This window comes from Saccharothrix lopnurensis (assembly GCF_042658445.1).
Classification (GTDB): Bacteria; Actinomycetota; Actinomycetes; order Mycobacteriales; family Pseudonocardiaceae; genus Actinosynnema; species Actinosynnema lopnurensis.
This window is the reverse complement of the sequence record NZ_JBHSQO010000013.1, coordinates 25,659-38,911: the sequence shown is the minus strand read 5'-3', so window position 1 is coordinate 38,911 and position 13,253 is coordinate 25,659. Positions and strand designations below refer to the sequence as shown.

Genomic DNA, 13,253 nt, shown 5'->3' with positions numbered 1-13,253 from the left:
CTTCGCGTGAGCACCCACATCGCACGATCCGCCCCACCGGGGTGGAGAACGACCTTCTGGCCCGACGTCGGCGCCTCGCTGGTGGTGTTCCTGGTGGCGCTCCCGCTGTGCGTGGGCATCGCCGTCGCCTCCGGGGTCCCCGCCGAGCTGGGCATCATCACCGGCGTGGTGGGCGGCCTCGTGGTCGGCCTGCTGCCCGGCAGCACCATGCAGGTCAGCGGCCCGGCGGCGGGCCTGACCGTGCTGGTCGCCGACACCGTCGCGGCGCACGGCCCGCGCGCGCTGGGCCTCATCGTCCTGGGTGCCGGCCTGCTCCAGGTCGCCCTGGGCCTGCTGCGCCTGGGCCGTTGGTTCCGCGCCATCTCGCCCGCCGTGGTGCAGGGGATGCTCGCCGGCATCGGCCTGGTGCTGGTGCTCGGCCAGCTCTACCCGTTCGCCGGGCAGGACCAGCCCGCGACCACCGGCGAGAAGATCTCCGGCCTGCCCGACCTGCTGGTGGCCGCGCTGACCACCCCGGCCGGCCTGGGCGGCGTGGCCGTCGGCGTGCTCACGCTCGTCGTCGCCTCGCTGTGGAAGCGGACCCGGTTCAGGGCGGTGCCCGGGATGCTGGTGGCCGCCGTGGTCGCCAGCGCGGTCGGGCTGCTGTTCCCGTTGCCGCGCATCTCGGTCGGCTCCCTGGGCGACGTGGTCGCGCTGGTGGACTTCTCGCTGTTCGACGCCGGTGTGCTGGGCGCGATGCTGACGTTCGCCCTCGTGGCGTCGGCGGAGAGCCTGTTCAGCGCGGCGGCGGTGGACCGGATGCACGACGGGCCGCGGACCAGGTACGACACCGAGCTGGTGGCGCAGGGCGTCGGCAACACCCTGTGCGGCGCGCTCGGCGCGCTGCCGATGACGGCGGTGATCGTGCGCAGCTCGGCCAACGTGGAGGCGGGTGCCCGCACCCGCCTGTCCCGCGTCCTGCACGGCGCGTGGCTGCTGCTGTTCGTCGTGCTGCTGCCGGGGGTGCTGGCCTACGTGCCGCTGGCCGTGCTGGCGGCGCTGCTGGTGCAGGCGGGCTGGAAGCTCCTCGCGCCCGACCGGGTGCTGGCGCTGGCCCGCACCGACCGCGCGGAGGCCGCCGTGCTGGTGCTCACCGCGGGCCTGATCGTGCTCACGGACCTGCTGACCGGCACGCTCGTCGGCCTGCTGGCGGCGGTGGTGAAGACGGCGTGGGACATGTCCCGCCTGTCGGTCACCGTCACCCAGCACGGCGAGGACCACCACCACGTCGCGGTGCGCGGCAACGCCACGTTCCTCAAGCTGCCCAGGCTGCTGGAGACCCTGGAGGCCCTGCCGGACGGGGAGGGGCGGCACGTGCGCGTGGACCTCAGCGGTGTCCGCCACCTCGACCAGGCGTGCGGTCAGGCGATCGACCAGTGGGCGGCCCGGCGCGACGGCGTGGAGCTGATCCAACCGGTGGCCGCGGACTGAGTGGCCGCCTTCCCGGCCTGACCGCTTTTCCGGCCTTGACCGCTTTTCCGCTTTGACCGTTTTCCGCTTTGACCACCCTCCCGGCGCGGGCCCGCCCCTCGCGCCGGGGAGTGGTGTAGCGCACAGCGCCCCGGCCGCGATGGAACTCCCAACGGCAACGCCGAGCGGCACCCCGGGAGGTCCCGTGACCGGAATCGATGACTGGTACCTCAACCACGCGTCGTGGGACGGGGTGGTTCCCGGCCACCACTGGCGCGACGACGACACGCGCGCCCCCAACGGGTTCGGGGAGGAGCCGCAACGGGAGTGGGTGCCCCAGTCGCCCAAGTCCCCGCGTCCGGCGGCCCGCACGGGCAAGAAGGCGTCGACCGGCGCGGGCAAGACCAAGAGCGGGACGGGCAAGGCCAAGACCAGCGCGGGCAAGACCGAGGCCGGGCCCCGGCGCGGCGGCGGTCGTTCGGTGGAGGACGCCGTCCGGGCGTGGCTGCGCGCCAACTCCGGCCGCAGCTACAGGGACTGCGCCCTGGCCCTCGCCCGGAACGGCCACCAGGGCGTGACGCGGGCCCACGTGGCGGAGGTGATGAACCGGCCGAACCCGCAGGCTCCCCGGACCGGGCGCCGGCGGGCGGGCAGGCGCTCCGCCGCCCGACCCGTCAGGACGCCCCTGCCGCCGAGGCCGGCGCTTCCGGAGCCCCACCGCCCGGTCACCACGTCGGTGAGCACCTGGTCGTACGTGCCCGGGACCGCGGTCGAGCGCCCGAGGCCGCGCTACTGCGACTCCTGCGACATGGCGGTCACCGAGAGCGGCGCGTGCCGCTGCTGACGCCTCACCCCGCCCGCGACAGCGCCGACAGCAGCGCGCCCGTCACCCCGGTCAGCCGGTCCTTCGCCTCCCGCTCGGCCACCCCGGACTGGCGCGACAGCGCCACCACCACGTACCGGCCCCCCGCCACCCCCGCGGTGTGCAGGTACAGGTCCGCCGGCGGGTACCACATCCAGCCCTGCTTGGCGTAGGCGTTCGTACCCGGCGCCATCAGGCCGTACGCCTGGTCGAAGCCGTCCGCGGCGATCTCCCCCGCCCCGGACAGCGCGTCCACGACGAAGTCCCGGTCGTCCTCGGGCAGTTCGGTCAGCACGAACCGGTAGAGCCGCGCGACGTCGGCGGCCGACATCTCCACGTCGCCCCACTGGGTGGCGTCCGCGGGCGCGCCCGCGGCGGTCAGGCCGACCCGCTCGACCACCCGCCGGATCGCGCCCATGCCGTCGTGCAGGGTCCACAGGGCGTTCATGGCCTCGTCGTCGCTGAGGCCGAGCGCGCGCTCCAGCCGCCGCACGTCCTCCTGCGGCACCTCGCCCGACAGCAGCAGGTCGACGGCCACCAGCAGCTTGCTCAGCGACGCCGAGCGGAACGGCACGTCGGCGTCGTGGCCCGCCCCGGTGTCGAGGTCCACCACGGTCAGCCCGAGGTCGATCCCGCCCGCGGCCTCGACCGCCCGCGCCACCGCCCCCGGGAGGTCCGGGAGGTCCGGCGGGTCCGGGGCGGTGGCCCGGGGCGCGGCCGGGTGCGGGGTCTCGACCGCCGAGGGGGTCGACGGCGGCGAGGTGGCCGGCGTCCCCGTGCCGCAGCCCACCACCACGCCCACCAGCGCCGACACGACCACCCACCGACGTCTTCCCACACGTCCAAGGTCCGTTTCACAACCGCCTGATGTCGAGCGGTTCCTCCTGTGGGGTTCCTGAAGACTCGTCGCGCACCACCACGTAGGCCCCGCCCGAGGCCCGCTCGGACACCGCCTCCGCCAACTCCGTCCCGAGGTAGACGAGCCCCGCGCCGTCGTCGGTGCAGTGCGTCTCCGGCAGCACGCCCGACGCGACCGCCGCGTGGATCGTCGGCCGCCGCAGGGCCTCGCTGTCGTAGTGCACGCCGTTGCCGTAGGGCAGGAACGCCAGGCCGTTGGTCACCACGCGCAGCTCCGGGCCGAACGAGTCCGTGGCGCCGCCGACGAACCAGCAGATCGACCCCGCCGACACCCCGCCCAGCACGACCCCGTCGCGCCACGCCGCCCGCAACGCGCCACCCAGGTCGTGCACCTCCCACACGGCCAGCAGGTTCGCCACCGAGCCGCCGCCCACCCACACCACGTCGTGCTCGCCGACCCAGCCCGCGAGGTCGTCGGTCGGCGGCATGGTGAACAGGTTGAGCTGCGACACCTCCCACCCGGCCAGCCGGCCGGCCTCGTCGACGTCCGCGTGCCACCACCGCTGGTCGCCCGACGCGGTGCCGACGTAGCAGAGCCGGGGCTTGCGGCCGTGCGCGCCGGACAGGTCGACGGCGTGGTGGACGAGCCGGTGGAACTCCAGGTGCGTGCGGCGGCCCGCGCGGAAACCGCCGGACGTGGCCACGATCGTGGGCTGGTCTGCTGCCATGGGCGCGATCCTGGCAGCGGGGGCCGGGGAGCGCGTGTGGAATCATCGACCACGTGACGTTCCTGCCGTGGCTCCGCCGGCTGGCGACCCGCATCGTCCTCGGCACCCTGGTCGTCGGGTTCCTCGTCGTCGGCGGCACCGCCTTCCGCGTGTGGCAGGTGGCCCGCGACGACGACCGCACCCACGCCGACATGGCCGTGGTGCTCGGCGCCGCCCAGTACAACGGGGTGCCCTCCGACGTCCTGGAGGCGCGCCTGGAGCACGCCCGGCGCCTGTACGCCCAGGGCGTGGTCGGCTACATCGCCACCACGGGCGGGCGGCAGCCGGGCGACAACTACACCGAGGGCGAGGCGGGCCGGCTCTGGCTGGAGGCCCACGACGTCCCGACCGACCGCATCCTGGAGGTCGGGGAGGGCACGGACACGCTGGGCAGCATCCGCGCCGTGGCCGCCGCCGCGCGGGAGAAGTCGCTGCGCACCGCCGTGATCGTGAGCGACCCGTGGCACTCGCTGCGCGCCCGCACCATGGCCGAGGACGAGGGGCTGGACGCCTGGACCTCGCCCACCCGCAGCGGCCCGAACGTGCAGACCCGCGCCACCCAGCTCTACTACATCCGCCGCGAGACCGGCGGCCTGCTGTACTACCACCTGATGAAGGCGCCGGCGGGCGCGTTCGACGGCATCTCGCTCTGACCGCTCCGACGGCTCCGACCGCTCCGCCCACCCGGCCCGGCGCACCCGGGCACCCGCTCGCCCGGCGGCCCTCCCGCCGGCCGCTCGCCTAGGCTGGACGGATGCGCCAGGGCTACACCGGACACGACGCGGCGAGGCTGGTCGAGGAGGAGCCCAAGCAGGCCGTGCTGCCGGGTGCCCGCCCGGAGCGCCGCTCGCCGTTCTCCCGGGACCGGGCGCGGGTGCTGCACTCGGCGGCCCTGCGGCGGCTGGCGGGCAAGACGCAGGTCGTCGGCCCCGGCGAGGGCGCCGAGGTGACCGGGGTGCCGCGCACCCGGCTCACCCACTCGCTGGAGGTGGCCCAGATCGGGCGCGGCATCGGCGAGGAGCTGGGCTGCGACCCCGACGTGGTGGACACCGCGGGCCTCGCGCACGACATCGGCCACCCGCCCTTCGGGCACAACGGGGAACGCGCGCTCAACGAGCTGGCCGGCCCGTGCGGCGGTTTCGAGGGCAACGCCCAGACCCTGCGCATCCTGACCCGCCTGGAGCCCAAGACCGAGCACGGCCTCAACCTGACCCGCGCGTGCCTGGACGCCGCCACCAAGTACCCGTGGCCGCGGCGCCCCGGCGTGGCGAAGTTCGGCGCCTACGCGGACGACCTGCCGGTGTTCGGCTGGCTCCGCGAGGGCGCGCCCGACCACCGGCGGTGCCTGGAGGCCCAGGTCATGGACTGGGCCGACGACGTGGCCTACTCCGTGCACGACGTGGAGGACGGCGTGCTGGCCCACCGCATCCGGCTGGCCGCGCTGGGCGACCCGACCGAGCGGGCCGCGATCGCCGGGCTGGCCGCCAAGCACTTCTGCGCCGAGCCGGTCTCCACCCTGGAGGCCGCCGCGACCGAGCTGATCCGGCTGCCGGTCATCGCCGAGCTGGCCGAGTACGACGGCTCGCTGCGCGCCCAGGTCGCCCTCAAGCGCCTGACCAGCGAGCTGGTCGGCCGGTTCGCCTCGGCCGCGGTCGGCGGCACCCGCCGCGAGCACGGCGACGGCCCGCTGTCCCGCTACCGGGCCGACCTGGTGGTGCCGCCGCGCGCGCAGGCCGAGGTGGCGCTGCTCAAGGCGGTCGCGGTGCGGTACGTGATGAGCGACCCGGCCCGGCTGGCCGTGCAGGCCCGCCAGCGCGAGCTGGTCGCCGAGCTGGTGGACCTGCTGCTGCGCCGCGCGCCGGACTCGCTCGACCCCGCGTTCCACCCCGCGTGGGCCGCCGCGGCCGACGACGCGCGGCGGCTGCGGGTGGTGATCGACCAGGTCGCCACCCTGACCGACGCCCAGGCGGTGGCGTGGCGCCGGGCGCTGGCGAACCCCGGACCGCGCTGATCGGTGGCACACTCGGACCCATGAGCGGACGACGGTCGCGCACAGCGGTGCGCGTCGCCAGGGCCAGGGCCGGACGACGGCCCCGACGACCGCTCCGCCGGGGTGCGCGAACCACGCCGGCCCCGACCGCTCGGACCGGACGGCGGCGCGGGGGAGCGACCGCTCCCGCAGGACCCGACCCCGATCGAGGAGACCCAGTGCCGGATCGAGCGCACCTGACGTTCGCCCTCACCCTGCACGACGCCGTAGCGCCCGATCGCGCGCGGAACGCCTGCTGGTCCCCGTACTCGGTGGCCAGTGCCCTCGGCCTGACCGCGCGGGCCGCCCGCGGCGACACCCGGGCCGAGCTGCTGGACCTGCTCGGCGAGGACCACGCCGAGCTGGTGAGGACCTCGCTGGTCGACGGCGAGGCCGAGTTCGCCGTGGCCAACACCCTGTGGGCCGCCGACGAGCTGCCGCTGGAGGACGGTTTCCTGGCCGGGCTGGCGGACTGGCCCGGCGCCAAGGCCCGCTCCGCGCCGTTCAGCCGCGACCCGGAGGGCGCGCGCGAGCTGATCAACGCCGACGTGGCCGACACGACCCACCGGCTGATCCCCGAGCTGCTCGCCCCCGGCACGATCAAGCCCGACACCGCGGCCACCCTGGTCAACGCGCTGTACCTGAGGTGCGCCTGGACCGAGGAGTTCCCCGGGCACGACACCTCCGACCAGCCGTTCCGGGGCGCGGGCGAGGTGCCGACCATGCGCCGCACGGGCGCGATGCGCTACGCCCGGCGCGCCGGGTGGGAGGCCGTGGGCGTGCCCGCGCGCGGCGGCGTGGAGGCGGTCGTGCTGCTGCCCGACGACGAGCTGGGCGCCACGGACGGCGTGCCCGAGGTGCTGGAGGCCCTGGACCACGACCGCGTCGAGCTGCACCTGCCCAGGCTCGACCTGGACGTGAACACCTCCCTGGCCGACGCGCTGCGCGCGGTGGGCGTGCGCACCGTGTTCACCCGCGAGGCCGACCTGAGCGGCCTGAGCCCCGACCCGCGGCTGCGGGTGGACGACGTGGTCCACGAGGCCGTGCTGCGGCTGGACGAGCAGGGCTTCGAGGGCGCCGCGGCGACCGCCGTGGTCATGCGGATGACCTCGTTCATCCCGGACGAGCCCGCCCGCGTGGTCCGCGTCGACCGCCCGTACCTGCTGCTGGTCCGGCACGCGGTGACCGGCGCGGTCTACTTCCTCGCCCAGGTGGCCAGGCCGTAGCCGGCACGTTCCCCCGCGGCGGGGTGGTCGAGCCGACCTAGCCGAGGCCGAGGGGCACGTGGCGCAGCTTGTCGGGGTTGGCGATGTCGTAGACCCCGACGACCAGCCCGTCGCGCACCGCGAACGCCGCCACGTGCGGCCCCAGGTCCGCCTCCGCGTCCGGCGGCGCGGTGATCAGCAGCCCGGGGTCGCCGTTCACCAGCACCGGCCGGCCCCACGGCAGGTGCCCGCCGTACTTGCGCAGCAGGCCGAGCAGGAGGCGCGCCACCTTCTCGCGGCCGCCGACGACGTTGAGCACGGTCCGCGCCTTGCCGCCGCCGTCGCCCACGACCACCGCGTCCGGGTGCAGCAGGCCGACGACCGCGTTCACGTCGCCGGCGGCCAGCGCCGCGAGGAACCGCTCCAGCACCTCGCGCTGCTCCTCCAGGGCCACCCGGGGCGGCGGCTCGGCCGCGGCCGCCGCCCGCCTGCCGCGCGAGGCGTGCTGGCGGGCCGCGTCGACCGTGACGCCGAGCACCTCGCCGATCTCCGCGAACGGCACGCCGAACGCGTCGTGCAGCACCAGCGCCACCCGCTGCTCGGGCGTGAGCCGGTCCAGCACCACCAGCGCCGCCATCCGCACGCCGTCGTCGCGCACCACCGCGTCCAGCGGGTCGTCCGGGCCGGAGGTGACCAGCGGCTCGGGCAGCCACTGCCCCACGTACCGCTCGCGCCGCACGGCCGCCGACCGCAGCCGGTCCAGGCAGATCCGGCCCACCACCGTGGTCAGCCAGGCCCGCAGGTCCCGGATCCCGGCGCGGGCCCCCTCGTCGAGCCCGGCCAGCCGCAGCCACGCCTCCTGCACCGCGTCCTCGGCGTCCGCGACGCTGCCGGTGAGCCGGTAGGCGACCCCGACCAGGTGCGAGCGGTGACCGGTGAACGTGGCGGCCAGGGTCTGCTCGGCGGCGGTCATGGTCCCCAGTCAACCAGCACTAGACTCGGCTGCTGTGGCAGGACGCATCCGGGAGAGCGACATCGCGCTGGTCCGTGACCGGAGCCGGATCGACGACGTCGTGGGCGACCACGTGTCGCTGCGCGGGGCCGGCGGCGGCGCGCTGAAGGGCCTGTGCCCGTTCCACGACGAGAAGTCGCCGTCGTTCAACGTCCGCCCCTCGCACGGCACCTTCCACTGCTTCGGGTGCGGCGAGGGCGGCGACGTCATCGCGTTCGTGATGAAGATCGAGCACCTCGGGTTCGTCGAGGCGGTCGAGCGGCTGGCCGACCGGGCGGGCATCCAGCTCACCTACGAGGGCGGCGGCGCGACGGTCCAGCGCGACCGCGGCACCCGCAGCAGGCTCATCGAGGCCCACCGGGCCGCCGCCGAGTTCTACGCCGAGCAGCTCGCCACGCCGGACGCCATGCCCGCGCGCGAGTTCCTGGCGCAGCGCGGCTTCGACGAGAACGCCGCCCGCCAGTTCGGCTGCGGCTTCGCGCCCGCCGGCTGGGACCGCCTCACCAAGCACCTGCTCGGCCGCGGGTTCGAGCTGACCGAGCTGATCAAGGCCCAGCTGAGCAAGGAGGGCCGCCAGGGGCCGATCGACCGGTTCCACCGGCGGCTGCTGTGGCCGATCCGGGACCTCGGCGGCGACGTGGTCGGGTTCGGCGCGCGCCGGATCTTCGAGGACGACCAGATCCAGGCCAAGTACCTGAACACCAGCGAGAGCATGATCTACAAGAAGTCGCACGTGCTGTTCGGGCTGGACCAGGCCAAGCGGGAGATCGCCAAGCGGCGGCAGGCCGTGGTGGTCGAGGGCTACACCGACGTGATGGCCATGCACCTGGCGGGCGTGCCCACCGCGGTCGCGTCCTGCGGCACGGCGTTCGGCGCCGACCACATGAACGTGCTGCGGCGGCTGCTCATCGACGACTCGCTCAACGGCGAGGTGATCTTCACCTTCGACGGCGACTCGGCGGGGCAGAAGGCGGCGCTCAAGGCGTTCGAGGGCGAGCAGCAGTTCACCGCGCAGACCTACATCGCCGTCGCGCCGGACGGCATGGACCCGTGCGAGCTGCGGCAGGCCAAGGGCGACGTGGCGGTGCGCGACCTGGTGGCCCGGCGCACGCCGCTGTTCGAGTTCGCCATCCGCACCCGGCTCAAGGACTACGACCTGGACTCGGTGGACGGCCGGGCCGAGGCGCTCAGGACCATGGTCCCGTTCGTGGCCCAGATCAAGGACCGGGCCAAGCGCGACGGCTACGCCACGCGCCTGGCGTGGTGGGTGGGCTGGGACGACGAGGCCGCCGTGGTCCGGCGGGTCCGGGAGACCGCCGGCGGCAAGGCCCCCGCGCCCGCGCGCCGCCGCCCGGTCGACCCGGACCAGGGCGCGCTGGCGGTGGACGTGGACGGCCCGGTCCGGCCCAACCCGCGCGACCCGGCGCTGCTGATGGAGCGGGAGGCGGTGAAGGCGGCCCTCCAGCTGCCGGAGATGGCCGGCCCGTACTACGACTCGGTGCCCGACGAGGCGTTCACCAACCCGGCGTACCTGGAGGTCCACCAGGGCATCCGCAAGGCGGGCGGCGCGGCCGCGGGGCTGGCCGGTCCGCAGTACTACGAGGCGGTGGCGCAGGGCTGCCCGCACCAGGCGGTGCGGTCGCTGCTGACGGAGCTGTCCGTCGAGCCGCTGCGGGTGAAGACCAACGACGAGTACCGGTACGTGCAGGGCGTGCTCGCGGGCCTGCAGAAGTCGCTGGTGGCCAAGCAGATCGCGGACATCAAGTCGCGGTTGCGGCGGGTCTCGCCGCTGGAGGAGCCCGACGAGTACCGGCACCTGTTCGGTGACCTCGTCGCACTGGAGGAGTACCACAAGGCGTTGGGCGAACAGGCGGTGGGCGGACTGTGAGGGCACTGCTGCGGAAATTGTTCGGCTCGGGCGCGCCCGAGGGGTTCACCGGCGAGCTGGTGGCGGACGAGCACGTGCTGGCGTCCGCGGCGCTGGGGTCGTCGTGGCTGGTCGCGACCTCGCACGGGCTGTGGCTGCCGGGCGCGGAGGGTGCCGGCCCGCGGCGGGTCGGGTGGCACCTGGTCAGCAAGGCGACCTGGAGCGGGAACGTGCTGTCGGTGGTGGAGTCGGTCGAGGACGGCGCGGCGGGGGAGGCGGTCGTGCTGCGCGACCTCGTGCCGCAGCGGTTCCCGCTGGCGTCGCCGGGCAAGGTGCCGCAGGTCGTGCACGAGCGGGTGACGGGGTCGATCAGGTCGAGGCACCGGCACGAGTCGCCGGGGGCCTGGTTCCTCCAGCGCAAGGTCGCCGGGCGCGACGGCGTGGTGCTCCAGGTGCGGCCGGACCCGGACTCGGACGTGGAGGAGCTGCGGGGGATCGCGGCGTCGGTGGCGGCCAAGATCGCCGCGCTGCGCGAAGAGCCCTAGCCGCGTACGTTGGCAGTACGTCCGTACTGCTCGGGGGTGCGCATGTGGGACCCGGCCCGGTACCTGGCGTTCGCCGACCACCGGTCGCGACCGTTCCGCGAGCTGGTGGCGCGCGTGGGCGCGACCTCGCCGCGCCGGGTGGTCGACCTGGGCTGCGGGCCCGGCAACCTGACCCTGGAGCTGGCCGAGCGCTGGCCGTCGGCGGTGGTGGAGGCGCTGGACTCGTCGCCGGAGATGGTCGCGGAGGCGCGGGCGCGCGGCGTGGACGCGCGGGTGGCCGACGTCGCCTCGTGGGAGCCGGGGCCCGACGTCGACGTGGTGGTGACCAACGCGGTGCTCCAGTGGGTGCCGGGGCACGAGGAGCTGCTGCGCGGGTGGGTGCGCGCGCTGCCGTCGGGCGCGTGGCTGGCGGTGCAGGTGCCGGGGAACTTCGCCGCGCCGTCGCACCGGCTCGTCCGGGACCTGGTGGAGCGGCGCTGGCCCGCGCTGAGGGGGCTGCTGCGGGAGTCGCCGGTGCTGGACCCCGCCGGGTACGCGGAGGTGCTGTCCGGGGCGGCGGTGGACGCGTGGGAGACGACGTACCTCCAGCGGTTGGAGGGGGAGGACGCCGTGCTGGAGTGGATCACCGGGACGGCGCTGCGCCCCGTCCGGGCCGCGCTGGACGATGAGGGGTGGGCGGAGTTCCGGGCGCTGCTGGCGCCCCGCCTGCGGGAGGTCTACCCGCCGCGGGCGGACGGCACGACGTGGTTCCCGTTCCGCCGGGTGTTCGCGGTGGCGCGGGTGCTCTGAGCGGTGCTGCCCGGCGGCCCGCGGTGGGCGCCGCCGACCGCCGCGGCCGTCCCCGTCCGCCGTGACCTCCCCGTCCGCCGCGACGGTTCCCGCCCGCCGACTGCCGTTCCCGGCTGCCGCAACCGTCGCCGAACGCCGCGGCCGCCCCCTCGCGGTCGACTCGCTGTCGATCCGAGGGGGCGGCCGCGGCGTTCTCCCGGCTTCCGGTCGGTGCCTCAGTTGGTGCGCGGCCTCAGTTGGTGCGCGGGATGACCGGGTCGCGGTGGTAACCGTTGGCGCTCGGGTTCGTCGTCGACGTCGTCCGTGTCACCCGACGACCGAAACCGGTCTTCTCACCCACCTTGGCCCGCACCACCCCGGCCGCGCCCTGCACCGCCGGGTGCTCGGCCAGGGAGCGGTAGACCCGCGCGATCTGGTCGTACCGGTGACGGCCGGCGCGCGCGCCGAGCACGTAGCCGACCGCCGCGCCGAACAGGATGCCCTTCATCAGGTCTTCTCCTCCCATCGTGCCTGGTCACGCCCCTCTTGATCCCGTTGGGAGGGGGGTGTGCTCCAGCACTGTTCCGGATGCGCTAGAGTTGTGTCCCGTCAGGCCGCAGAGGCCAGGCGCACAACAGAACAATCCCCCATAGCTCAACGGCAGAGCATTCGACTGTTAATCGAAGGGTTACTGGTTCGAATCCAGTTGGGGGAGCGCGATGGCAGCCCCAGGTCCGGCGGACCTGGGGCTTTGTCGTCTCATGGGGCCGGGGTACCCCCGATCGGCCCGTTCGTCACCCCTTCGGGGCAGGTTTCTTCCGGCAAGCTGATCCCATGCCCCCCGCCTCGCCCCCGGACAGGACGTACCGCCCGGACCGCTGGGACCGCTTCGCCCTCCGCCGCCGCATCACGTCGCTGGACCCCGAGCGGGACCACGTGGAGATCCTGCGCATCTCGTCGGGCCAGGAGTTCCCGTGGGACTACGTGCGGGCGCTGGAGTTCGCCCTGTTCCGGACCTACTGCGTGCCGTCGATCTCGGCGCTGCTCGCCCGCACCGGCGAGTTCGAGCGGCGGCCCCAGCAGCGCTACGACGACACCGCGCTGCTCATGGCGGAGCTGGTCGAGCACGGGTACGACTCGCCGCGGGGCCGGGAGGCGCTGCGCGTGGTCAACCGCCTGCACGGGCGCCACCCGATCGCCGACGACGACATGAGGTACGTGCTGTCCACGTTCGTGTTCGACCCGATCGAGTGGATCACCCGCTACGGCTGGCGGCCGCTGACCGACCACGAGCGCCTGGCCGCGTTCCACTTCTACCGGGCCGTGGGGGCGCGGATGGGGATCGGGGAGGTGCCGGGGACCTACGAGGCGTTCCGGGAGTTCAAGCGGGACTACGAGGCCGAGCACTTCGCCTACAGCGACAGCAACCGCCGCATCGGCCGGTACACGCTCGACCTGTTCTGCTCCTGGTACCACCCGATCCCGAGTTCCCTGACGACCCGCGCGGTCCTGGCCATGCTGGACGACCGGATGCTGTCGGCCTTCGGCTTCCCGCGCCAACCGCCCTGGCTGGCCGCCTCCGCGCGTCAGGCCCTGCGCCTGCGGGCACACGCCGTCCGCCTCCTCCCGCCACGCCGGGAACCCAGCCTGACCAGCCGCCCGAACCGCACGTACCCGAACTACCCGACCGGCTACCGACCGTCCGACATCGGGGCCCCGTAGGCCGGAGTGCACAGCTTGGTCACGCCGTGCCGGGTTGCCGAGACGCGCCGGAAGCTGATCTGTACCCTCCAGAACCGCACGTCAGGGGGCGGTAGCTCAGCCGGTCAGAGCAGCGGACTCATAATCCGTCAGGTCGTGGGTTCGAACCCCACCCGCCCTACCATCTCGG

Annotated in this window: 13 protein-coding genes and 2 tRNA genes; 11 read left to right on the top strand and 4 right to left on the bottom strand. The window is 74.7% G+C overall.

Annotated features, from left to right (window positions below):
* Positions 1-6 precede the first annotated feature (6 nt).
* Together ACFP3R_RS14975 and ACFP3R_RS14970 are read left to right on the top strand one after the other, a co-directional pair.
* Positions 7-1,470: a SulP family inorganic anion transporter gene (locus tag ACFP3R_RS14975; RefSeq protein WP_380636596.1), complete on the top strand. Its 1,464-nt coding sequence runs from the start codon at positions 7-9 to the stop codon at positions 1,468-1,470.
* Between the two features lie 184 nt (positions 1,471-1,654).
* Positions 1,655-2,293 (top strand): hypothetical protein, encoded by a 639-nt coding sequence (locus tag ACFP3R_RS14970; RefSeq protein ID WP_380636593.1) that lies wholly within the window; start codon positions 1,655-1,657, stop codon positions 2,291-2,293.
* Between the two features lie 4 nt (positions 2,294-2,297).
* Here the strand turns inward: ACFP3R_RS14970 and ACFP3R_RS14965 are convergent, their stop codons facing one another.
* Together ACFP3R_RS14965 and ACFP3R_RS14960 are read right to left on the bottom strand one after the other, a co-directional pair.
* Positions 2,298-3,149 carry a serine hydrolase gene (locus ACFP3R_RS14965; protein ID WP_380636590.1) on the bottom strand — a complete coding sequence of 284 codons (852 nt, stop codon included), beginning with the start codon at positions 3,147-3,149 and terminating at the stop codon, positions 2,298-2,300.
* A 16-nt stretch (positions 3,150-3,165) separates the two neighbouring features.
* Positions 3,166-3,897, bottom strand: a complete 732-nt coding sequence (locus ACFP3R_RS14960) for a Type 1 glutamine amidotransferase-like domain-containing protein (protein ID WP_380636585.1) — start codon at positions 3,895-3,897, stop codon at positions 3,166-3,168.
* A gap of 53 nt (positions 3,898-3,950) precedes the next feature.
* Between ACFP3R_RS14960 and ACFP3R_RS14955 the strand changes: the two genes are divergently transcribed.
* From ACFP3R_RS14955 to ACFP3R_RS14945, 3 genes are all read left to right on the top strand, one after another.
* Complete coding sequence (locus ACFP3R_RS14955) at positions 3,951-4,589, top strand: YdcF family protein (protein WP_380636580.1); 639 nt, start codon at positions 3,951-3,953, stop codon at positions 4,587-4,589.
* A gap of 101 nt (positions 4,590-4,690) precedes the next feature.
* Complete coding sequence (locus tag ACFP3R_RS14950) at positions 4,691-5,947, top strand: deoxyguanosinetriphosphate triphosphohydrolase (RefSeq protein ID WP_380636574.1); 1,257 nt, start codon at positions 4,691-4,693, stop codon at positions 5,945-5,947.
* A gap of 197 nt (positions 5,948-6,144) precedes the next feature.
* Entirely contained in the window at positions 6,145-7,191 is a 1,047-nt protein-coding gene (locus tag ACFP3R_RS14945; RefSeq protein ID WP_380636569.1) for a serpin family protein, read from the top strand.
* Between the two features lie 37 nt (positions 7,192-7,228).
* Here ACFP3R_RS14945 and ACFP3R_RS14940 read toward each other — a convergent pair whose 3' ends face one another.
* On the bottom strand, positions 7,229-8,143 hold the full coding sequence (locus ACFP3R_RS14940; RefSeq protein ID WP_380636564.1) for a sigma-70 family RNA polymerase sigma factor: 915 nt from the start codon (positions 8,141-8,143) through the stop codon (positions 7,229-7,231).
* A gap of 34 nt (positions 8,144-8,177) precedes the next feature.
* Between ACFP3R_RS14940 and dnaG the strand changes: the two genes are divergently transcribed.
* The 3 genes from dnaG to ACFP3R_RS14925 are packed head-to-tail and all read left to right on the top strand — an operon-like array spanning position 8,178 to position 11,383.
* A complete protein-coding gene (dnaG, locus tag ACFP3R_RS14935) occupies positions 8,178-10,070 on the top strand; it encodes a DNA primase (protein ID WP_380636561.1) in 1,893 nt (630 codons plus the stop codon).
* Complete coding sequence (locus tag ACFP3R_RS14930; protein ID WP_380636558.1) at positions 10,067-10,594, top strand: hypothetical protein; 528 nt, start codon at positions 10,067-10,069, stop codon at positions 10,592-10,594. The genes dnaG and ACFP3R_RS14930 overlap by 4 nt, the downstream gene beginning before the upstream one ends.
* A 42-nt stretch (positions 10,595-10,636) precedes the next feature.
* Positions 10,637-11,383, top strand: coding sequence for a trans-aconitate 2-methyltransferase (locus ACFP3R_RS14925; RefSeq protein WP_380636939.1), 747 nt, complete (start codon positions 10,637-10,639; stop codon positions 11,381-11,383).
* 232 nt (positions 11,384-11,615) lie between these two features.
* Here the strand turns inward: ACFP3R_RS14925 and ACFP3R_RS14920 are convergent, their stop codons facing one another.
* A complete protein-coding gene (locus tag ACFP3R_RS14920) occupies positions 11,616-11,870 on the bottom strand; it encodes a hypothetical protein (protein ID WP_380636555.1) in 255 nt (84 codons plus the stop codon).
* Between the two features lie 135 nt (positions 11,871-12,005).
* Between ACFP3R_RS14920 and ACFP3R_RS14915 the strand changes: the two genes are divergently transcribed.
* From ACFP3R_RS14915 to ACFP3R_RS14905, 3 genes are all read left to right on the top strand, one after another.
* Positions 12,006-12,077, top strand: a tRNA-Asn gene (locus ACFP3R_RS14915).
* A 119-nt stretch (positions 12,078-12,196) separates the two neighbouring features.
* On the top strand, positions 12,197-13,084 hold the full coding sequence (locus tag ACFP3R_RS14910; RefSeq protein ID WP_380636552.1) for an oxygenase MpaB family protein: 888 nt from the start codon (positions 12,197-12,199) through the stop codon (positions 13,082-13,084).
* Positions 13,085-13,169: 85 nt separating this feature from the next.
* A tRNA-Ile gene (locus ACFP3R_RS14905) sits at positions 13,170-13,247 on the top strand.
* Positions 13,248-13,253: the final 6 nt, after the last annotated feature.

Excerpts from the sequence above, each read along its gene's own strand:
- ACFP3R_RS14940 (WP_380636564.1), bottom strand. The coding sequence starts at position 8,143 with ATGACCGCCGCCGAGCAGACCCTGGCCGCCACGTTCACCGGTCACCGC.
- ACFP3R_RS14910 (WP_380636552.1), top strand. The coding sequence starts at position 12,197 with ATGCCCCCCGCCTCGCCCCCGGACAGGACGTACCGCCCGGACCGCTGG.
- ACFP3R_RS14925 (WP_380636939.1), top strand. The coding sequence starts at position 10,637 with ATGTGGGACCCGGCCCGGTACCTGGCGTTCGCCGACCACCGGTCGCGA.
- ACFP3R_RS14950 (WP_380636574.1), top strand. The coding sequence starts at position 4,691 with ATGCGCCAGGGCTACACCGGACACGACGCGGCGAGGCTGGTCGAGGAG.
- ACFP3R_RS14920 (WP_380636555.1), bottom strand. The coding sequence starts at position 11,870 with ATGAAGGGCATCCTGTTCGGCGCGGCGGTCGGCTACGTGCTCGGCGCG.
- ACFP3R_RS14960 (WP_380636585.1), bottom strand. The coding sequence starts at position 3,897 with ATGGCAGCAGACCAGCCCACGATCGTGGCCACGTCCGGCGGTTTCCGC.